The following is a 21,798-nucleotide window of genomic DNA, read 5'->3' as shown; positions in this document are numbered from 1 at the left end:
CTTGAATGATTGATGCATTAAATCAAGCGTTTACTTTAAATGGTTTGTTGTGGCTCTACATTTCGGTTGTCGGTTACGTTATCGCATTGTGGGTTAATAAGAAATGTAACGGTCACCCAATCGCGCATCCCATTATTTTTACGGCTGCGTTTGTTTCTGTACTCCTTTATTTGACCAATACTGAAGTTGTTGAGTATCAGAACTCGGCATCATTACTTCATTGGCTATTGGGGCCTGTTACTGTTGCGCTAGCACTACCAATTTATCGGCAATGGCAGTATTTAAAGCACTACGGATGGAGGTTAATAGTCAGTATTGGCTTTGGTGGAATAATTGCGCCTGTTACCGCATGGCTCACGCTTTTTGCGTTGGATGCACCATCGGCGCTAAAAATGACCATGTTAGCTAAATCAATCACCACGCCTCTTGCGATGGAAGCCAGTGCTCACATCGGCGGAATTCCCGCGCTAGCAGCCGTTTTTGTTATCACTACAGGTATTGTGGGTGCTATTGTTGCGACCGCCGTGTTCTCTGTATTTGACGTACGTGACCGACAGGCGCAGGGCATTGCTTTAGGTACTGTTGCACATGCTATTGGAACCGCCAAATCAATACAAATGGGTGAGGACGTCGCCGCTATGGCTACCCTTGGGCTTTGTGTAAATGGAATATTTACGGCTTTGATACTCCCCCTAATCTTTGGCGTTTTTGTTTAAACTTTCAGTCCGAGACTTCAAACCTATAGCTATGTTGTAAGCTTATAGTTAAATGTAAAACACGCTGGCAATATTCCCCAAAAGTGCTATTTCTTAGTGAGGTGTTTCGTATCACCATATGCAGGTTATCTGTTTATAACGCCGATAGGGCACTACCGCTTACTGTACCTGAAGCAGAAATCATTACTTCAGTTCACAGTAGTTGTGCCGATACAGTTGAAATTACTAGAAAATATCAGCGGCAGCTGGTTGTAAAAGCTAGGTGGTAAAAGAACTTAATGTTTTCAGTACTCGTATGTGACGACTCGTTAGTTGCGCGCAAGCAAGTGGCTAAGTGCCTCCCCCAAGATTGGGACGTAGCCGTGCACTTTGCAAAAAATGGCCAAGATGCTTTGACTGCGCTCGCCGATGGTAAAGGCGATCTTTTACTCTTAGATTTGAACATGCCTGTTCTTGATGGATACGGTACGTTAGAGGCAATTAAACAGCGTGGTCTTAAAACCAAAGTTATTGTGGTATCTGGCGATATTCAGCCGGAAGCGCACGAAAGAGTGACATCATTGGGGGCGTTAGACTTTATCCGCAAGCCTGTCGACCCCAAGAAGCTTACTGAGGTTCTTGATAAATATAATATTCTTCACGCCGAGGAAGAAGAGCGAGAAGAAATTACGCCGCTTGACCCTGATATTCGCGATTGTTACCAAGAGATAACGAATATCGCAATGGGCCAAGCAGGCGACCACCTCGCGCGCACCATGAATGTGTTCGTAGAACTTCCCATACCTAACGTTAATCTCATTGAAGTTTCAGAGCTTCACATGATGCTTTCTGATATTGAAAGCCACGAGCAGGTTACCGCTGTTTGCCAAGGATTTTTGGGGCCCGGAGTAAGTGGTGAAGCACTGTGTATTTTAAGTGATTCAAGTTTTGATGATGTTGCTAAGATTTTAAACGTTGAAGGTGAAGTAGACGACCAACTTCAATTAGAGCTGCTTATGGATGCGGCGAGTATTCTTATTGGAACCTGCCTGACGGGGTTAGCAAACCAAATGGATATTAACTTCAGCCAAGGCCACCCTATTGTGCTTGGTCAGCACCGTGCCATCACTGAAATTATTGGTATGAATCAAATTAAGTGGAAGCGAACATTGGCGATAGAGCTTAGCTATGGGCTTGAAGGCTACAATGTTCAATGCGATTTGATTTTGTTGTTCACTGAAGAATCCATGAAAATGATGAATTCAAAGCTTGCCCACTTGTTGGAGGATTTCTAATGAGCCAGCATCTAGATGAGTTACAAGAATTCCATTGGATGATGGACATGCTACAAACGGTAGATGTGGGGATCGTTGTACTTGATCGTAATTTTACCGTACAGGTATGGAATGGCTTTATGGAAAGTCACAGTGGACTTTTGCCGAGTGAGGTAAGAGACAAAACGTTATTCTCGCTTTTCCCTTCAATTAAGCAAGACTGGTTTATGAAAAAAGCTAAGCCTGTCTTCGACTTAAAAACTCGCGCTTTCATGACCTGGGAGCAGCGCCCGTATTTGTTCAAGTTTCCTAACTACCGGCCGATTACAGGTAGTGAGTCATTTATGTATCAAAACATCACGCTATCTCCACTTACCTCCACAACAGGAACGGTGGACTTCATTAGCATGATGATTTACGACATGACTGATGTGGCGGTAGGTAAAAAGCAACTCGAGGCTCTGCAAGTTACGATGTCCGAAGAGCAAGAAGCGAGATTAGTCGCGAATAAATTGAAACACACCTTACCTTAACCGCTATTTGTAACGCAACAGAGGCCATAAGCCGCTTAGCGAATCCATCTATATCGAGTTTTTTCACGCGCTGCGTCTGGGCTTTTCAGCACTAAGTGCGATGGGAGTATGTATGCAATTAATTAAGTCTTCATTTTCAGGCTATTTACCACGTACTGTGGCGCGTGGACTAGCCATTTTGGGCGGCGCATTTATTTTAGCTGCCTGCGGTGGCGGCGGAGGCGGCGATGGTGACTCGAGCGATGGGGGATCGGGTAACGGTAATTTAGTGATAAATGCTGGCCCTGATGCCACAGTGACAGAAGGCGTAACCTACTCACTTAGCGCGGAGGTAAGCGGAGGTGATGGCACTTACACGTATAATTGGAGCGCATCTCCGTCACTAACCATCACCCATGAAGACACGAGTTCTTCTGCCGCTAGCTTCGAAGCGCCGCTGGTGGATAGTGCCACTGAATATACGCTGACCGTGTCGGTTAATGATCAGAGCGGTAATACGGCCAGTGACTTTACAGTAATTACGGTTGCGCCTGTAAATATTGCCCCTGAAGCCAGTATAGAAGTGCCCGAATGGGACGATTTGCCGGCTAATACATTCCCTGGAGGGGTAGAAATTGTCTTTGACGGTACTGGTAGTAGTGACTCAGATTCGACTGCCACAGAGGGCGAAATAGCCGATTACACGTGGACTCAAACCAGCGGGACCAATGTGATAACCGGTGTAGAAACTAACCTTTCTACGTTGACTATCGTAACGCCCATCGCCAACGATGCACAGCAGCTTACCTTTCAGCTAGAAGTGACCGATAGTGAAGGGGCTACTGATACCGATACCGTCACCATTTCTGTTCAATCTGAAACTGAAACCTTACCAGTTGTTGATGCGGGTTATTCTCAAGGCGTATTTAGTGGAGAAGTGGTTATTTTAGATGGCGAGGCCAGCACTAGTATTCCTAGTGCTTTGCCGCTTACTTATTCATGGGAGCGCAGTAATAACGTTTCCTCAAGCACTACGCTAGCTTCAAATGCTGAAATTAGCGCAGTAGATGACAATGATGCACTATCCACATTTGCTATAGCACCTTCTGTATCGTCCTCTACTGTTGTGGCCTATACCCTTACTGTCACCGACGCCAACGGCAATAGCGTTGAAGACACGATTAACGTAAATATACGCCCAATGCCAACGCCGCTTTTGAACGATACAGGCTTTTTGCAGCAAGCGACCAATAATGCATTAACCGAAGCGCAGCAAAACGACTTTCCTGGGCAGGACGGGCAACGAGGCGCTGATATTATTGAGCAGAACGGCTTAATAGAAAAAGCAGGGCGTGGTAAAGCTGGGTTTGACTTCACGCGCTTAAACGCTAACGGTGATGAGCAGGATGCCAGTGCTGATACATGGTCGTGCGTTCGAGATAATGTAACCGGGCTAGTATGGGAAGTGAAAACCGACGACGGTGCATTTCAAGACAAAGACTATACATACTCTTGGTATAGCGACGAGGTAAATGGTGGATTTGAAGGTGATGAAACAGGTTCGAATGCTACGTGCTTATTAACTAACTGCAATACATCTGCGTATGTTGAAGCTGTAAATGCGCAAGGCTTGTGTGGTTTTTACGACTGGCGTTTACCTACTCATCATGAACTATTTTCTTTAATGCACTTAGGCATTGCCGACGATGTTGCTATTGATGAAGATTATTTCCCTAATACAGGCGCAGTCTCTACCGAACCGCTTTGGTATTGGACATCCGTGCCTAGTGCAGACGGGGTGAATAGCGACGATGCGCAAAATGCCTGGGCTTTAGATTTTGACTCGGGCGTAGATAACTTTCTTAACAAGTCGTCAGCCGCACGTGTTCGTTTAGTAAGAGCGGGGAGATAGTCATGAATAAGCTAGTAAATACGATCGTCAAAAAAGTGATGAAAAAAACAATGATTACTTCAGTTAATCTGTTCGCTGCATCAGCATTGCTTTTAGTTGGTTCGGCCTCAGTTCATGCCCAAGAATGTCTATCAGATGGGCTTGAAACCACGCCAAACGATAATTTTGAAGCGGTTACCACTAATACCTTGCTAGATACCACAACAGATTTGGTGTGGATGCGTTGTTCGGAAGGGCAAACGTGGGATGGCTCTACGTGTAGTGGTGAAGCGGTAAAATATACGTGGCAGCAGGCCTTACAGCTTGCGCAGCAGGCGAGCAACGATGATTTATTGGGGTGGCGCTTGCCTAACGTTAAAGAGTTGGCAACGTTAACAGAACGAGACTGCGTGCGACCCGCCATTAATAGCTCACTTTTTCCGGCAACGCCGCCAGATGACTTTTGGACTTCTACCCCTTCAGCGGACGATCCAGACCGAGCATGGGTTGTTGCGTTCTTTAATGCTAGTCATTCCATTAAAGAAAAAGACCGATTCATATATGTACGTTTGGTACGCACCTACACCGACGAATAGGTGTAGGTAAAGATCTACATCCTTTCTTATTAGTCTTTCGTCTAGTATCTGATACTGAGACTTTTTATCAACAAAGCACGCTCTATAATGCGTGCTTTGTTGTTTTAGGTCTGAACGTTAAAGATACAGATGTTTATCGTTCTCATTAATGACCCATTTGCGCGTTGCGTAAAATGATCATCTCGACATGTTCAACCTGATTTTTAGCACGTTAGACTCATGATGGCTTTTTATTTCTTAGTAAGCTAGCCACAATGATGGTATGAAAATGATATCGCGCCTTAAGGCTTTTCTCTTCACAATTTGTTTATTCGCTGGACTCAGTACATCGGCGCAAGCTGAATATACGTGCAACATCGATTTTGCCTACGGTATTGCCGTAAACAATGCGCAGCTTCGTGTAATGGATAAAACCCGCACCGTAGTTCAGATTAATGACCAAAACCAACTGTTCATAGGCGGGCGTTGGCAAACCTTAAGCGAACAAGAAAAGCAGTGGCTTAACGAGTATTCTTCAGGTTTGCACTATGTGGTTCCCAAAATGATTATTTTGGCTACCGAAGGTGTCGACTTGGCGATTGACACCATTGAACACGTGTATTTAGGTTTAGTTGGTAGCGACCACGATAGCTATGAACGATTAAACGCTGCTATGAAGCGCGTGCAAAATCGCGTGAAAGATAAATTCAGGCACGCCAGTAATCATTATTTTATCGGCCCCGGGTCACTGGAAAGCGTTGACGAATTTGTTGATAGTGAAATAGAAGCACAGCTTGAGGAAGCAATTTCTACCTCAGTAGGCGGTATATTATCGGCAATTAGCGGCATTAATACGGGAAGCGGTGAGGTTAACCAAGAGAAAGTAGCGGAAATTACTCGTCAGCTAAATAACGTGGGCGAGCACCTGGATGTAGGCGACAAAGCCACCACCTTGCGTAAAAAAGCAGAGTGGTTTTGTGAAAAGCTCAAACGCTTAGACGTTGCAGAAGAAAACCTTCGCGCTAGCGTACCTGCCTTTAAACCTTACAATATCATTACTCGTCACGACGAAAGCGAAAACTAGACGCAGTTAGAAGAGTAATACTATCTATTAAAAGATCATTAGAATAATAAAGCCTGCGCGAGCAGGCTTTTTCGTTCTAAGTCCTTATAGAAACCAGGAAAGCAAAGAGCTTAAAAGAGCGGGTTTAAACGAAGCACGACAGTAGGGAGTTGAGATATCTACGTCCTTTAGCAGTTACCTGCCAGTGACTATCTGAAATAGAAAGTAGCCCTTGGTGATGAGCATCAGACAATGCGCGCTTAACGTCATCCGTTAACTCAGTACCTGTGAAGTCATTAAAATCACTCATCGGGCAAGGCTCAACTAAACGAAACCTGTTCATAAAGAATTCAAACGGCAGATCGTCTGCACTAACCAGCGTTTGCGTATCTAAATACGGGCGGCTCATTTCCATATAGCCTCTTGGATGCTTCACTTTGACGGTCCGATGAATAGTGCCGTTAGCGGCATCGGTAATCTTCCCATGTGCACCGCATCCAATACCTAAGTAATCGCCAAAGCGCCAGTAATTAAGGTTATGGCGGCATTGATGCCCTGCTTTAGCGTAGCCTGAAATCTCGTACTGGTGATAGCCCGCACGCTCTAAAAGGCTGTGGCCTTTTTCCTGTATTTCCCACAGAATGTCGTCGTCAGGTAGCTCCGGCGGCTTGGAATAGAAAGGCGTATTTGGCTCGATAGTAAGCTGGTACCACGACAGGTGATAAGGATCGAGCTCAATACCTTGCTTTAAATCTGCCATAGCATTCTCTACGCTTTGCTCAGGTAGACCATGCATAAGATCTAAATTAAACGTAGGTAGCCCCGCACTGTGTGCTTGTTTTACCGCATTTTCAGCTTGGCTTTCATTGTGAATACGGCCTAGGACTTTTAAATGCTTCGGCTGAAAGCTTTGAATGCCCACCGATATTCGGTTTACGCCTGCCTGATAAAAGCCTGCAAACTTACCGGCTTCAACGGTTCCTGGGTTGGCTTCCATGGTTATTTCAGCTGTGTCGCTTAAGTTAACCCGCTGTTTAACGCCGTTTAAGATGTCTGCCATGGCCTCGCTTGAAAACAAACTGGGCGTGCCACCGCCTATAAAGATTGTCTCGACAGTACGGTCGCCAATGCGTTTGGCATCAATGGCTAAATCGTCCAGCAGATGCGCCACATATTCTTTTTCGGGCAAGTCAGACTTAAGCCCGTGAGAGTTAAAATCACAGTACGGACACTTTTGAACACACCAAGGAATATGGATATAGAGGCTAAGCGGAGGATTACGCAAAAGTCGCTCTCATACTATCAAGCAAAATCGCTAGGGCGTTGCCGCGATGGCTAATGCGGTTCTTTTCGGCTTTTTCTAGTTCTGCCGCAGTGCATCCATGAGTTGGCACGTGAAAAACAGGGTCGTAACCAAAACCGTCGTTACCCGAGCGAGCAGTTAAGATTTCGCCTTGCCATTTACCTTGGCTAACTAATGGTACTGGGTCGTCAGCATGGCGCATAAACACTAATGTACAGAAGAAATGCGCTTTACGCTGGCTCTCGCCATCAAGGGCAGTTAATAGCTTGTCGATATTGGTATCGTCAGTTGCATCAGCGCCAGCATAGCGGGCTGAATAAATACCAGGTGCACCGCCAAGAGCGTCGACTACTAAACCTGAGTCGTCGGCAATAGCAGGAAGGCCAGTTACTTTTGCCGCATGACGCGCTTTAATAATGGCATTTTCAACGAACGTTGTGCCTGTTTCAGGCACATCAGATACACCTAATTCTTTTTGCGCCACAACGTCTACACCGTAATCTGCAAACAAGGATGCAAACTCACGCACCTTACCTTGATTACCTGTGGCTAAAACAATTTTTTCTGGGAACTTCATTGTGCCAGACTCCTCGTTCTTTCTTTATTCCTGAAATAAGCTCGAATACATTAAACGAGTGCTTGAGACTATTCAGGACGAAGGTTGGGAGTGGTTTGAGCAAACCCTCTGCCGCAGGGATGCGGCAGTGGAGCGCACATGGATGTGTTTACCGCGTGTTTGCGAAAGCCACTCCCAACCTTCGGCCATCGCATCACTCACCCTTAACGTGCTCAAGTTTTACTTTTTCTTTTTAGGCTTAGCTTTTGCCTTGGCTTTGTCTTTGGCCTTCACTTTCTTCTTTTTGGGGCCAATCTTAGGCGTTTTGTTTTTGGGGCGTAGCTCGTCAATAACGCGAGCTTTAAGCGGTTCGCCCATGTAACGTGCGGTTTTGGCTACCATGTCAAAATCGTGGGCTTCTACCAACGATATTGCAGTACCTTTGGCACCAGCACGACCGGTTCTGCCAATACGGTGTACGTATATGTCAGCTTTGCGCGGCATGTCGAAGTTAATAACGTGGCTTACATTGGGTACGTCGATACCACGAGCTGCAACGTCAGTTGCCAATAAGATTGGTACCTCACCACTTTTAAAGCGAGCCATGGCTGCATTACGCTTGTCTTGTGGCATTTCGCCTTGTAGCCAACACACTGGAATGTCTTTAGACGCTAAGAAATCTTTTAGCATCTGTAAGCGGTCACGAGTTTTTACAAAAACAACAGCAGATGTAGTCGTCTCTTGCTTTAATATATTTACCAGCAGGGCTTGCTTGTGATTCATGTCATCAGCAAGGTGATACCACTGATGAATTTTGTTCTTCTCTTTGCGTGACGGGTTCGCTTCCACAACTTCAGGGTTGTTAAGAATGTCGTGGGCGAAGGTTTTAACCCCTTTACCTTCTAACGTGGCTGAGAACAGTAGGTTTTGCTTGCGCCAGCGCGCTTCGGCAGCAATTTGGTTAACTACCGTTGAGAAACCCATATCCAACATGCGGTCAGCTTCATCAAGAATTAAACACTCGATATCTCGGCAATCTGCGGCTTCTTTTTCGATATGCTCAAGCAAGCGACCTGGTGTAGCCACAAGAATATCAAGATTCTTGCTTAAGGTTTCTTTATCGGTACCGTAGTTAATACCGCCGGTTATCACGCCGCACACAATTTGCGTGTGCTTTGTTATGGCTAGGGCTTGTTCGTAAACCTGTAACGCTAACTCGCGGGTAGGTGTTAGGATCAAAATGCGTGTAGCACCAGGCTGTCTGCGCGGGTAATCAAGTAAAAATTGGCACGCAGGCAATAAGAATGCGGCTGTTTTACCAGTACCTGTAGGCGCAGAGGCCAAGATATCTCGTCCATCCAACGCATGCGGGATAACCAGTTCTTGAATGCTAGTTGGAGTTTCAAACCCCATATCGGCAGCTGCGTGACACAGTGCTTCGTCTAATTCGAGTTCTTCGAAAGTCATAGTATAAAAAACGCTCTAAATGAATGGGGCGTATTGTAGCATTGCTATACCAAAACATTGAGAAAAACTGGCGTTAAATTCGCACACCGTAGGTAAATACATATTCTGACGCTAACGGGTTGGCACTGTTGGCGTTAAGTAAATGCAAGTGGGTTAAATCGAGCTTACTCACTTTATCCTCACTTTCAACCCGTGAAATTTCGAAGTAGTAGTCAGTTTACAGTTCTGGACCAATGGAATTAAAGAGGGTTGGCTATTGCGCGGTAATCCCAGCTTTGAAGCACGCCATCAGAGGAGAGGGTAACAACATCACCATTCTCGTTAAGTGTAATAGCGTGAGTTGTGGCTTCGCTTGAGTAGCGTTTAATTTCCCATGAGGCTATCTCTTCGCCAGAGTTAGCATGCCATAGCGTCACCACTGATTTGGGTGATGTTGTCATTAGGTAGTCACCGTTTTCTAAAAATAACCCTTTTCGGAAAAAGCGGAAACGTTCCATAAATTGCAGTTCAGACATCACTTCATGGGTGGCGAGATCAATAATTTCGTGGCTGTTTAGCGCATCGGATATAAAAGCTCGCTGAGCTCTATTGTCTAGCACTGAAGCGGTAACTCGACTGCGATATTGCCTTTCCAGCAACACATCGTTTTTGTCTAAATCCCATAGAAACCAGCGTTTATCTATCCCTCCAGAAAACGCATAGCCATCAGAAAAATAGCCTACATGAAGCACTTTCATTGTATTGTGCTGGTATTGCAATGCAGTACCGTTATCAAAATTTAGTAGCAATACGGTACCGTCGGTCATACCAACTAGTGCGCTGTCACCATGGTGGGATAGGGAAGTTGATGACGCTGTGGCACCGGGATCTTTACCACTAAAATGCCAACTACCTACCACATCACCTGAGTGCAAGTTAATCAGTGTAGTGCTCCAATAGCCTGTGAGCGCTAACCATGCCTTGTCTTTGGAAAACGTAATGAGGTGCAGTGACTCTTCATCAAACACGTCATTATGCCACTTGTAGCGCTCTCGTTTTTCATCAACATCCCAAACAGACACCGAGGAATCGTCAAAAATGAATGCCGCAAGACGGGCATCGTCTGAAAGCGCAGCTTTCCTCACTGGCTCTTGGGTAAAGCGAAACTCGTGAACAGGTAATACGCGCGTCTCTTCAGTGCAACCAGTAAGCATAAGGAGTACGATGAAAAGTAAATAAGAAAGTGGTGACGTTAAAGGTGAGAGAAAGCGTCCGTTCATTTTTCTTTCGATCATTGCTTTAGCACAATTATGTATTAATAGAGGCAATAGCGAATAGCTTTGCCTGGTTGAGTGCGTCTTTTATTTCGGGGCCTTTAACGCCTGTGGCAATGATGTCTTGCACATTTACTTGGTTGGCGGCTGCCAACGCATTTTTAATGTGCTTCTGTTGATGTTGCCAATCTACGCCTTTGTTGTGTGCATAAGGCGCAAAAGCACGTAGCAATAATGTGAAACGTTCCTCTCTTCGCCACGCATCACAGCCATTGAACAAGGCGAGTAAGTCGGCGGGCGAGTTCTGCGTATTTAATAGAAGATCTTTAAATTTGCAGGCAAGGCTGACAATTTCACTAACTTGGTTTTGCACTTTGAGCCGACTGCATAACAGTTTCGCTTCTTCTTCATTGAGGTGAGTGAGCAGGGCAGTAAACCTTGTTATCAGCCTAGCGGTTTCTGAATCGCTGCTTTCAGCCTTTTCTAGCGCTACCGCCGTTTTTAATGTTGCCAAAGCAGAATCTAAGTGACTTTCAAGTTCAGCAAACCAGTCATTAAGGCCATGGGCTTGGTTTAATACAGTGAAAAAAACATGGGGTGTTTTCTCTAAAAGACTTCGCTTTGTTTCTTGCCATACGCGCTCTGCACTTAGCGTGCTTAGCTCGCCGCTTTGCGCCATAGACTGCATAAGAGCCATGGTTTCAGTGGCGATAGTAAACCCCAAATAAGCATAGCGGGTTGCAAACCGAGCAACGCGAAATACGCGTAAAGGGTCTTCACTAAAGGCTTCTGATACGTGGCGAAGTATACGGTTTTCTAAGTCTTTTTTACCACCATAAGGGTCGATAAGGTTACCAAGGTTATCTTGGGCTATTGCATTAACGGTAAGATCTCGGCGCAATAAGTCTTCTTCCAGAGTTACGGTGCTTGATGCATCGCACACAAAGCCCGTGTAGCCTTTCCCTGATTTACGTTCTGTGCGAGCTAGCGCATATTCTTCCTGTGTTTTTGGATGTAAGAAAACAGGGAAGTCTTTGCCTACTTGGGTATAACCCTGGCTAAGCATTTCTTGCGGTGTGGCGCCCACCACTACATAGTCACGTTCTACAACTTTTCTGTTCAACAGTGCGTCACGTACTGCGCCACCAACGAGATATACTTGCATGCTCTTCCAACGATTTTTTAGTCAGTAATACTTTTTAGATTGGGAATGCATCGACTTTTGACGTGTAACGAAAATCAACCTTCCCAAGATAACAGAGGCGCAGTATAGCAATGTTACAAATAAAATTCGTCGCCACATCGTTATGCGCTTTCACTTCAAGGTTGCGTCTGGTAGTTTAATCGTCGTTAAAAATTAAAACAGATAGGCGCTTCAGCAACCATGTATTTGAACTACTTCGGGTTAAATGACAATCCTTTTTCGATTGCGCCTAACCCCGATTATTTGTATATGAGCCCAAGGCACAAAGAGGCATTGGCCCATTTGACCTTTGGCCTCAGAGAAAGCGGTGGTTTTGTAATGCTCACCGGAGAAGTTGGCACGGGGAAAACAACGGTATCGAGAAAACTGTTGCAGCAGCTACCCGATAATACGCAGGTAGCCATGATTTTGAATCCTACCTTGTCCGCCCTTGAGCTATTAGCAACGGTTTGTGATGAACTAGGCTTGGCTTATACGCCTGAAAAAGCCAGCCTTAAGTATTTTACTGATTTGATTTTGTCTAAGCTGGCCGAAAATCACCAAGCAGGTATCAACACGGTGCTTATGGTAGATGAAGCGCAGCATCTACTGCCCGAAGTATTAGAACAACTTCGTTTATTGACCAACCTAGAAACTAATCGTGAAAAACTGTTAAAGGTAGTATTGATAGGTCAGCCTGAATTACAGCAGTTGTTAAAGCGTAACGAATTACGTCAGCTGGCTCAACGTATTACTGCTAGGTATCACTTACTGCCCTTAACTGCGCCAGAAGTTAGTGCTTACATAGCACACCGCTTAAGCGTCGCTGAAGGTGACATCAGCATTTTCAGTAAGTCTACATTGCGCGCGGTGCATCAAATTACTGGTGGGATTCCAAGGGTAATTAATTTGCTGTGCGACCGGGCGTTAACCTTATCTTTCACGAAGCAGCATGCGGTTGTGCAAAAGCCTATTTTTTTGGCCGCGGCGGAGCAAATTCTAGGTGAAGATGTAGTCAGTCAGCGCGTGCAAAGCCAGCGTAAATGGTATCTGGCATCGGCGTTTGTTTTGGCCATTATTTTCGGTTACGGGTTAGGGAGCTTGTATGTCTAATATCGTTGCCATTGAAAATCTAACGCCCGGCATGGTGATTGTCCAAATCATCAAGCAGAACGGGCCGGTTAAAATTAGAAAGTCGGGCTTAGTGACCAGCGACGCCATGGTGCAGGGCCTTTCTGAAATGGGTGTGCAAGAGGTCGAAATAGACCCTGAGCAAACCGTGGAAATAGCGCCTGCAACAACGCACCACAGAACGCAAACCCAAGCTTTGCTGCGAGGCGAGCACGATACTACCGCCAAATTTGATAAATCCCTTAACGAGCAGTTTAATCGAAGCTTGTTTTTGCCAACAGTAGAAGGGTTACCGTCGGCGTGGAAGCTGTACACCAAGCAACTAGTGCTCTTTGCTGTGGTTGTACTTGGCGGCTTATGCATTGGCTTTTCCGCAGCCACAGCCAAGCGCTGGTGGCCGATGTTAACGGCGCACACGGCGGCACCTACGACAGCATCCGAAACCAGCGCTGAAAAGGAAGACAAAAGCGAGGACACTTCGGAGCTTGTCGCTACGCAAAGCGGTAGCGAAATGCCCGCTACTTCGGAAAATAAAAGTGAACAAACACAACCTACAGACCAGACGGGTACACAAAGTGGCAGTTCGAATGTTCCTAAAGAAGAAGCTGTGGATATAGTTGCAAATACGCCCGCTTCTAGCGAAGCTGCCATTGAGCCAAATACTCAGCCCGACATTACGCGAAGCAATAAAGCAAGTGGCAATGTAGCAGCTACACAGGGTGATAATTCAAGTGACACTCTGTCTTCGCAAGATTACGAAGGCAAAGTGTTAAACGAATCCGAAGCTCAATCTGACGTATCGGTGTCGCCGGAGCTTATGGCGCGCTTTAACGCTGCTGTGGCGGCATTAGACTCGAAAGCGCAAGACGATAAACCCACCGAAGAAGAAACAAAAGTTACAGTTAAGGACGACCTGCCTCGTGTTGACCAATTGCCCGTTCGCTTGCTAACGCGCCTTCCTACAATGAATTTTAGTGCACATATGTATGCGTCTCGTCCTGCCGATAGGTGGGTGAGAGTCAATGGCCGTCAGATAGGCGAGGGCGATTGGATTGCCGATAGAGTGCAAATTGTGAATATTGAAGCGCAGCGCGTGGTACTTTCTTTTGAAGATGAAATTTTTACTATGGCAGCATTAACCGATTGGTAATTACTATCTGTTAGTTCCAAAAAACACTAAAAAGGCCCTTTGACAAAAGGGCCTTTTCGCTGGTTATACTTTGTGTTCTACAGCGGCATCTGATTGATGAAAACGTCTTTAAAGAATTTTGGTAAGTTCAAACTAAACTCTTCGGGGCGAACGCCTGACACAATCTCGTCGTCGTACTGACTTAAATCAACGCGTTTCACTTCATTGAAATGCTGCGACGTCACGCTGTAAAAGGTCATAACGTGAGGGCTTACGGGGTCTTTAGGGTTGATTTTGCTAACAATACCTAATTTACCGCTCTTTAACCTCACTAAGGAGCCAACAGGGTGCACGCCAATACACTGGATAAATTGTTTTACCAATTCTTGGTCTAAGTTCTCTGTCGCAGTTAGTCGCTTTAGCGCCTGAGTAGGCGTGATACTGTTTTTGTGCGTACGATTAGATGTCATGGCATCGTATGCATCCACAATGGCAGCAATACGCGCGAACTCTGAAATTTCGTCACCAACCAATCCTCTCGGGTAGCCGCTTCCATCAACGCGCTCGTGGTGCTCTTCAATGATACGCAGCGATAGGTCAGAAATATCGCCACACTGTTCAACTAGGTCTGCACCAATTTCAACGTGGGTTTTCATCACTTCCCAATCATCACTGGAAAATTCGCCTGTGTTATTGCGAATTTCATCTGGCAGAGAAGACATGCCGATATCCATCAATAGGGCACCTAAACTCACTTGCTCTGTGGTATCTCTGTCATAGCCAAGAAACTCACAGAAAATGCCGCTTAGTACACTGCAATTAATACTGTGCTCAAGAAGGTACTGGTCGGTATCCTTGATCATAGTCAGGCAGCTCAGCGCATCTTTATTATCAAATACACTTTCGATCAGGCTTTGCGACAGCGACTCCATGGGAGACAAATCTTTTACCGCCCCATTTTTAAGTGACTTTAAAAAGCTGCTTTGAATGGCAATTGCGCTGCTGTAAAGCTCGTTGGCTTCGTTAATTGAATCACGACCCACTGGCTTAACAACCGGTTTAGTCACTTCAGGCTCTTTGTCTTTCGCCGGCTCGGGTGGCACAGTTGGCTCGGGCAGCTTAGACTTCGCAAGATCTACTTCGACGCTTAAAATACCTTTCGATTTTAGACTATCAATAATGGCTTGAGTTTTCACAATGCCTTTAGAGCGCATTTTAAGTGAACCTGTTTGTTCAAGTACTTGATTGACGTACATTCCTGGCTGCAAATCATCAATGGGTACCTGTTCTAGCATTATCTCTCCTGTGAGGCACAACGTTGCCATAGCCTTCAATTACAATAGAAACGAATAGTACGATATTCCAGTGAAAAAAGTGAGGAGTTTATTAGTCTTTAGTATAGCTAGAGTCGGCGAATGTAGGATTACCGAATTCGTGAGAAAACGTGTGACGTGTAAATATGCCGAGAAGTTACTTATGGCTCAAATCAGGTGAACTGATATTTTTATTGCGGATTGGTATTAGGCGTCTTGATGCGAAGTTAAGGTGAAGGCATAGATAAGAGAAATAAACAGGGTGCCATCTCGCGACAGCACCCATGTGTCATGCTAGGGCTTTGTTAAGCGCTAAAGCCCCACGCTTTACAACCACGCGGGCTGTTTATCTTCGAAGGCTTCTATAGCACTTGTGAGTTCAAGCGTTTGACCGATAGCATCTAAGCCTTTAATAAGGTTGTTTTTGTGATGCTCAGCAATATCGAAGCTGAAGCTTGTATCGTTAAAACTTACCGTTTGCGCGGGAAGGTCAACAGTAATTTGGGTTGCTGGATTTGCTTTAACAGCTGCAAATAATGCGTCCATTTGTTCGCTTGATAATGCCACTGGCACTAGCTGATTATTAATGCAGTTGCCGTAAAAAATATCAGCAAAGCTGGTGGCAATAACCGTTTTAAAACCGAAGTCGGCAAGTGCCCACGGCGCGTGCTCACGGCTTGAACCACAACCAAAGTTTTCGCGAGCTAGTAATAGACTTGCGCCTTTGTGCTCAGGCTTATTCAGCGCGAACGCTGGGTTTGGCTCTTTCTCTTCTAAATCCAAATAACGCCAGTCGTGAAACAAGTGCTTGCCGTAGCCAGCACGCGTTACGCCGGTTAGAAACTGCTTTGGAATAATTTGGTCGGTATCGACATTCGCCTGATCAAGCGGCGCAGCAATGCCTGTGTGTTGTGTAAAACCTTGTTCAGACATAAATTACTCCTGATAATCTCTAACGTCAGCAAAGCGACCGGTAATTGCCGCAGCAGCAGCCATTGCAGGGCTTACTAAATGAGTACGCGCACCACGGCCTTGTCGGCCTTCAAAGTTACGGTTACTGGTAGAGGCACATCTATCGCCTGCTACTAGCTTGTCGTCATTCATACCAAGGCACATAGAGCAGCCTGGCAAACGCCATTCAAAGCCAGCATCGATAAAGACTTTATCTAAGCCTTCAGCTTCTGCTTGGCGCTTAACATTACCAGACCCCGGAACAACAATAGCTGTTACTGAATCGGCGACTTTACCGCGCTTGGCGATTTGTGCTGCTGCACGCATATCTTCAATGCGTCCATTGGTACATGAGCCGATAAATACGTGGTTTACCGGAATGTCAGCTAGCTTTTCGCCTGGCTTCAAACCCATGTATTCGAGTGCTTTTACCGCGCTTTCTTTTTCAATCGGGTCGCTGAAATCTTCAGGGGCTGGTACCGGTGTGTTTACGCCAATGACCTGGCCTGGGTTGGTACCCCAAGTAACCTGAGGAGTAATATCTGCTGCTTCAAGCTCAACCACAGTGTCGAAGGTTGCGCCTTCTTCGGTATAAAGGGTCTTCCAATAAGCGACTGCGTCTTCCCAGTCTTGGCCTTTCGGTGCGTATTCGCGACCTTCAAGGTAGGCGAATGTTGTTTCGTCTGGTGCAACAAGGCCAGCTTTCGCGCCAGCTTCAATACTCATGTTACACACTGTCATGCGCTCTTCCATGCTTAAACCGCGGATAGCTTCACCTGCGTATTCAATAACATGGCCAGTAGCCCCAGCGTGGCCAATCTTTCCAATAATGGCAAGTATGATGTCTTTTGCGGTAATACCGACAGGAAGCTTGCCATTTACGTTAATAAGCATGCTTTTCGCACGGCTTTGTTTCAACGTTTGCGTAGCCAGAACATGCTCTACCTGAGAGGTACCAATACCAAACGCCAGCGCACCAAATGCACCGTGAGTCGCAGTGTGTGAGTCACCGCACACCACCGTCATACCAGGCTGAATTAAACCTAATTCAGGCCCCATAACGTGCACAATACCTTGCTTTTGGTGACCCACTGGAAATAGCTGAATGCCGTGATCTTCACAGTTTTTTGCCAAGGTTTGTAGCTGAAGTGCATTGGCTGGTCCACAGGCATCGATTGCTAATGAACGAGTTGAAATACTGTGATCCATGGTGCCAACCGTGCGATCAGGGCGTCGTACTTTACGACCTTTTTCATTAAGGCCAGCAAATGCCTGAGGTGACGTAACTTCGTGAATTAAGTGACGGTCGATATAAATTAAGCTGTCTTCACCGATTTGGTCAATAATGTGAGCTTGCCACACTTTGTCATATAAGGTCTTGGCCATGAGGTTGTTTTACTCCTGCGCCATTAATTGTTTAACGATTTCATCGCCTACTTGCGACGTGCTTGCCGCTTGGCTGCGTTTATCGGCAGGTAATAACTCGCCTGTAAGTACACCTGCTTCTAGTGTCGCTACCACTGCTTTTTCGATAGCGTCTGCTGCATCGCCTAAGTTCATGCTGAAACGAAGCATCATAGCGGCCGATAAAATTTGTGCGATAGGGTTAGCAATGCCTTGCCCTGCAATATCTGGGGCCGAACCGCCTGCTGGCTCATAAAGGCCGAAGCCTTCTTCGTTCATGCTTGCCGATGGCAACAAGCCCATAGAGCCTGTCATCATGGCGCATTCATCAGAAACGATATCGCCAAAAAGGTTTGAACACAGCATCACATCGAACTGCGCCGGATTCTTCATTATTTGCATAGTGGCGTTGTCGATGTAGATGTGGTCTAGCTCTACATCTGGATAGTCTGTTGCGACTTCTTCAGCAATTTCACGCCATAAGCGGCTGGTTACCAGTACGTTGGCTTTGTCTACTGAAGTCACTTTGCCGCGACGCTTCTGTGCTGCTTCAAACGCTGCAATAGCAATACGGCGAATTTCACGTTTGCTATAGCGCATGGTGTCATACGCGAACTCTTCTTCGCCTTCACCTTCACGGCCCTTTGGCTGACCAAAGTAAATGCCGCTGGTTAGCTCACGCACAACTAAAACGTCTACGCCTGATTTAGCAATGTCTTCACGAAGGGGAGACAGGCTTTCAAGGCCCGGATAAATGCGAGCTGGGCGTAAGTTACTGAACAGGTCAAAATGGCTGCGAAGGGTAAGCAATGCGGCACGCTCAGGGCGTTGTTCTAGCGGTAATGTGTCCCATTTAGGGCCGCCGATACTGCCAAACAAAATTGCATCGGCTTGTTCGCAGCCCAGCAAGGTTTTAGAGGGCAGAGCTTCACCTTCAGTATCAATGGCGTAGCCACCTACAGGGTATGCAGTACGGTTTAAGCTAACGTTAAACTTCTTTTCAACAGCATCTAAAACCTTATTGGCTTCCTGCATAACTTCTGGGCCGATACCGTCTCCGGCTAATACGGCAATTGAATACTGGCTCATTTATACTCCTGCAACGCGTTCTTGTTGATTTTTCTGCTGATCAATCTGATCGGCTAAATAAGTGTTATTTAATACGAAGATCAAAGCTTTTACGCCGGCTTCTACAATGTCTGTAGCAAGCCCGATCCCGTGGAAACGGCGGCCTTTATATGTAGCAATAACGCTCACTTGCGCCAAGGCATCGGCACCTTCACCTTTTGAATCTAGTTTAAAGTCGACAACTTCTAAATCTTCGTGACCCAGTATAGACATGATGGCCTTATAAGCCGCATCTACCGGGCCGTTTCCAATGCTAGACTGGGTAATTTCTTCATCGCCCACTTTCATTTTGACCGTAGCGCTTGGAATGATTTCACGGCCTGAGTTTGCTTGAAGATAAAGCAACTGGAAGTGCGCTTGGTCGTGCTTTTGCTTATCGAAGAACAATAATGCTTCAAGGTCGTAGTCGTATACTTGACCTTTCTTGTCCGCTAGCTTTAAGAATGCGTCATACACGGCTTCTAAATCGTAGTCTTCTGCTTTGTAACCCAACTCTGTTAAGCGGTGCTTAATTACATGGCGGCCAGAGCGAGACGTTAGGTTTAGATTATTCTTATTAATGCCCACACTTTCCGGCGTCATAATTTCATAGGTATTTTGCGCTTTTAAGACACCATCTTGGTGAATACCTGATGAGTGACTAAACGCATTGGCACCTACAATGGCTTTGTTGGCCTGAACCGGCATATTACAAAGCTGGCTAACTAATTTAGAGGTGCGAGAAATTTCGGTTGAGTTGATATTGGTATCAATGCCCAACATGCTCTTACGGGTTTGCAAGATCATCGCGATTTCTTCAAGCGATGCATTACCAGCACGCTCACCAATTCCGTTAATCGTGCATTCTACCTGTCTTGCACCTTGCTCAACAGCAGCTAATGAATTTGCTACCGCTAAGCCCAAGTCGTTGTGACAGTGAACGGAGATTGTGGCTTTGTCGATGTTGGGAACGCGATTGAATAATTGCTGGATAATACCGCCGAACTCTGTAGGTGTGGTGTAGCCCACTGTATCTGGGATATTCACGGTAGTTGCACCGGCATTAATCGCAGCTTCTACCATGCGGCATAGATAGTCGATGTGAGTACGACCAGCGTCTTCACACGAAAACTCTACGTCATCTGTGTACTGACGTGCATGCTTAACCGCCTTCACCGCCATTTCAACAATTTCATCTTGTGACTTGCGAAGCTTAGCGCCAACGTGAATTTCGGAGGTAGCAATAAAGGTATGAATACGGAATTGTTCGGCAACGCTTAGCGCTTGACCACAGGCATCAATATCGCCTGGCAAAGCACGAGATAGGCCACAAACAACAGAGTTTTTAACCTCTTTTGCAATCATTTGTACAGAGCGGAAGTCACCAGGAGAAGACACGGGAAAACCCGCCTCAATTATATCTACGCCTAAGCGTTCGAGCGCCAGCGCGATCTGTAATTTCTCTTTGGCACTTAGGCTTGCAGGTAAGGCCTGCTCACCGTCTCGCAATGTGGTATCAAAGATCTTCACTTGATTTGTCATGACGCTCTCTCAGTTGAATAGTTAAAAAAAAACCCGTGCTGAGCACGGGTTTTTGTGAAATTAAATCGCTGGTCGCAATCTACCCGTGCAGTCTGGCTGCCATAAGGAGTAGAGATAGAAGAAGAAAACGAATACGCATTTGCTGCTGTTTCTTTGCTGACCAAGTTGATAGCGACAATGTACCCATGTGACGGGGAGAGGTCAACCATTGTTTACGATAATGAGTATATTTTTCGTATATAAAAGCTATCTTTTAATTATTTAGGATGGATATCCTAATATTCGCTCTTTAGGTTTAAGGTGCCTCACACTTTACGTAATATTAAGTAAATCTTAATATCGCTTAAGCAGGTTGTTAGGATGCATATACTAAAAAACTTAAAAAGATGGTTTTCTGATTAGTGAAATACCATGCAGTAAAAGTGAATAATTATTGCCTGCTGCGTGTTGAAGTGAAATTTTTCCAATTGAGCCGAGTGGATAAGCGCATCTCTCGTAACGAAAGAGAACGCGGGCTAGATTTTGATTTATAGTTCCACATATGACCGCAGCAAGCACTACTCATTATAGCTTTAGTAGGTTTTAGCAACGTAAGTGTTGTGCTTGATAGTTGGGACGAAGAGAATACGCTTTTTGATAGTTCATCAATCGGTTGAATGTTAATAGCATCTTGTGACGCGCATTTTTTAGTTAATTGGCCTTTGCCTACATCGAACCAACCATGCTTATTTAAATGAATCTTATCCCTAGACTCGCGAAACATATCAATAGAATCAAGTTCAATCGTAAGTCCTTCAATGCTTTGAACGAGTACAGGAACAACTAAACCGTAATCCGTATTCTTCTTGAACCATTGCACGCATTTTTCATTATCTTGCGTTGAACCAGGACACTTACCCGGTTGCTTAGCAAACCAACTTCCATTGTGCGTATCGACTTTCAGCGGAGGGGAAAATTGAAGTTGTGTAACCATAAAGCGAGCAACGCTTCGAATATGATAGGGCAGGCCACCCATTCGACGTTTTATCATCGAAGCATTGTTTGTGTTCAAATGAGCAAGTGTCAATAATTCTCTCTCATAGAGCGCAGTACAAATTTCGGTGAACTGCGCATGGCTTCCCCCTAATTCACCCGATTCACTGAAAAAGCCTGTTTGAGATCGAGAAGAAGGTTTCTCTGATGTCATTACTTATCTGCACATGTGTTTGATTATTGTTTAACCGTATCAAGAAACGGCAAAAAGCGCCACATAGCGATTTCAATAGGTATTGTCTCCAATGAGCTGAGCGAACGCCAAATTTAAGTTTCATCCTTTTTTTAAACAATGGATTGGCATACTACTTATTGATAACTAACCTGTATGACCAATTATGTTGCAAAGCTTACCGCTTGTGTAAGTAATGTTAAAAACGACGGAAAATACATTTTAAATATATAAGCTTCTGTATT

At 45.5% G+C, this 21,798-nt stretch carries 19 protein-coding genes; 8 read left to right on the top strand and 11 right to left on the bottom strand.

Features of this window, described 5'->3' with window-relative positions; all coding sequences use genetic code 11:
• Positions 1-5 precede the first annotated feature (5 nt).
• The 6 genes from ACXACS_RS17390 (at position 6) to ACXACS_RS17365 (ending at position 6,031) form a co-directional block, all read left to right on the top strand.
• A complete protein-coding gene (locus ACXACS_RS17390) occupies positions 6-716 on the top strand; it encodes an LrgB family protein (RefSeq protein ID WP_474808443.1) in 711 nt (236 codons plus the stop codon).
• A 278-nt stretch (positions 717-994) separates the two neighbouring features.
• Positions 995-1,990 carry a response regulator gene (locus tag ACXACS_RS17385; RefSeq protein WP_474808441.1) on the top strand — a complete coding sequence of 332 codons (996 nt, stop codon included), beginning with the start codon at positions 995-997 and terminating at the stop codon, positions 1,988-1,990.
• Positions 1,990-2,502, top strand: coding sequence for a PAS domain-containing protein (locus ACXACS_RS17380; protein ID WP_474808440.1), 513 nt, complete (start codon positions 1,990-1,992; stop codon positions 2,500-2,502). Before ACXACS_RS17385 ends, ACXACS_RS17380 begins: the two co-directional genes overlap by 1 nt.
• Positions 2,503-2,614: 112 nt before the next feature.
• Positions 2,615-4,393 (top strand): Lcl C-terminal domain-containing protein, encoded by a 1,779-nt coding sequence (locus ACXACS_RS17375; RefSeq protein ID WP_474808438.1) that lies wholly within the window; start codon positions 2,615-2,617, stop codon positions 4,391-4,393.
• 38 nt (positions 4,394-4,431) lie between these two features.
• A complete protein-coding gene (locus tag ACXACS_RS17370) occupies positions 4,432-4,968 on the top strand; it encodes an Lcl C-terminal domain-containing protein (RefSeq protein WP_474809323.1) in 537 nt (178 codons plus the stop codon).
• Positions 4,969-5,236: 268 nt separating this feature from the next.
• Positions 5,237-6,031 (top strand): YggN family protein, encoded by a 795-nt coding sequence (locus ACXACS_RS17365; RefSeq protein WP_474808437.1) that lies wholly within the window; start codon positions 5,237-5,239, stop codon positions 6,029-6,031.
• A gap of 124 nt (positions 6,032-6,155) precedes the next feature.
• Here the strand turns inward: ACXACS_RS17365 and hemW are convergent, their stop codons facing one another.
• The 5 genes from hemW to ACXACS_RS17340 form a co-directional block, all read right to left on the bottom strand.
• A complete protein-coding gene (hemW, locus tag ACXACS_RS17360; RefSeq protein ID WP_474808435.1) occupies positions 6,156-7,295 on the bottom strand; it encodes a radical SAM family heme chaperone HemW in 1,140 nt (379 codons plus the stop codon).
• Entirely contained in the window at positions 7,288-7,890 is a 603-nt protein-coding gene (locus ACXACS_RS17355; protein WP_474808433.1) for an XTP/dITP diphosphatase, read from the bottom strand. Before ACXACS_RS17355 ends, hemW begins: the two co-directional genes overlap by 8 nt.
• 219 nt (positions 7,891-8,109) lie before the next feature.
• Positions 8,110-9,336, bottom strand: coding sequence for an ATP-dependent RNA helicase SrmB (gene srmB, locus ACXACS_RS17350; RefSeq protein WP_474808431.1), 1,227 nt, complete (start codon positions 9,334-9,336; stop codon positions 8,110-8,112).
• A 239-nt stretch (positions 9,337-9,575) separates the two neighbouring features.
• Positions 9,576-10,610 (bottom strand): WD40 repeat domain-containing protein, encoded by a 1,035-nt coding sequence (locus ACXACS_RS17345; RefSeq protein WP_474808429.1) that lies wholly within the window; start codon positions 10,608-10,610, stop codon positions 9,576-9,578.
• 13 nt (positions 10,611-10,623) lie between these two features.
• The gene (locus ACXACS_RS17340; RefSeq protein ID WP_474808427.1) at positions 10,624-11,754 is read right to left on the bottom strand and encodes a tRNA nucleotidyltransferase/poly(A) polymerase-related protein; all 1,131 of its coding nucleotides are present in this window, start codon (positions 11,752-11,754) and stop codon (positions 10,624-10,626) included.
• Positions 11,755-11,973: 219 nt separating this feature from the next.
• On the opposite strand from ACXACS_RS17340, the gene ACXACS_RS17335 reads away from it, so the two are divergent.
• Both ACXACS_RS17335 and ACXACS_RS17330 read left to right on the top strand, forming a co-directional pair.
• Complete coding sequence (locus ACXACS_RS17335; RefSeq protein ID WP_474808425.1) at positions 11,974-12,885, top strand: ExeA family protein; 912 nt, start codon at positions 11,974-11,976, stop codon at positions 12,883-12,885.
• Complete coding sequence (locus ACXACS_RS17330; RefSeq protein WP_474808423.1) at positions 12,878-14,053, top strand: general secretion pathway protein GspB; 1,176 nt, start codon at positions 12,878-12,880, stop codon at positions 14,051-14,053. Before ACXACS_RS17335 ends, ACXACS_RS17330 begins: the two co-directional genes overlap by 8 nt.
• 77 nt (positions 14,054-14,130) lie before the next feature.
• On the opposite strand, the gene ACXACS_RS17325 is transcribed toward ACXACS_RS17330, so the two are convergent.
• The 6 genes from ACXACS_RS17325 to ACXACS_RS17300 form a co-directional block, all read right to left on the bottom strand.
• The gene (locus tag ACXACS_RS17325) at positions 14,131-15,327 is read right to left on the bottom strand and encodes an HD-GYP domain-containing protein (RefSeq protein WP_474808422.1); all 1,197 of its coding nucleotides are present in this window, start codon (positions 15,325-15,327) and stop codon (positions 14,131-14,133) included.
• A gap of 345 nt (positions 15,328-15,672) precedes the next feature.
• On the bottom strand, positions 15,673-16,278 hold the full coding sequence (gene leuD / locus ACXACS_RS17320) for a 3-isopropylmalate dehydratase small subunit (protein WP_474808420.1): 606 nt from the start codon (positions 16,276-16,278) through the stop codon (positions 15,673-15,675).
• A 3-nt stretch (positions 16,279-16,281) separates the two neighbouring features.
• Complete coding sequence (leuC, locus tag ACXACS_RS17315) at positions 16,282-17,682, bottom strand: 3-isopropylmalate dehydratase large subunit (protein ID WP_474808418.1); 1,401 nt, start codon at positions 17,680-17,682, stop codon at positions 16,282-16,284.
• A 9-nt stretch (positions 17,683-17,691) separates the two neighbouring features.
• The gene (gene leuB, locus ACXACS_RS17310; protein WP_474808416.1) at positions 17,692-18,789 is read right to left on the bottom strand and encodes a 3-isopropylmalate dehydrogenase; all 1,098 of its coding nucleotides are present in this window, start codon (positions 18,787-18,789) and stop codon (positions 17,692-17,694) included.
• Positions 18,790-20,349, bottom strand: coding sequence for a 2-isopropylmalate synthase (gene leuA, locus ACXACS_RS17305; RefSeq protein ID WP_474808415.1), 1,560 nt, complete (start codon positions 20,347-20,349; stop codon positions 18,790-18,792). It lies immediately after the preceding gene.
• 430 nt (positions 20,350-20,779) lie between these two features.
• Complete coding sequence (locus tag ACXACS_RS17300; protein ID WP_474808414.1) at positions 20,780-21,535, bottom strand: hypothetical protein; 756 nt, start codon at positions 21,533-21,535, stop codon at positions 20,780-20,782.
• Between the last annotated feature and the right edge of the window lie 263 nt (positions 21,536-21,798).

This window comes from Alteromonas sp. AWM4_230 (assembly GCF_056158305.1).
Note: the sequence above shows the minus strand (reverse complement) of the source record. Positions and strands in the feature narration are given on the sequence as shown.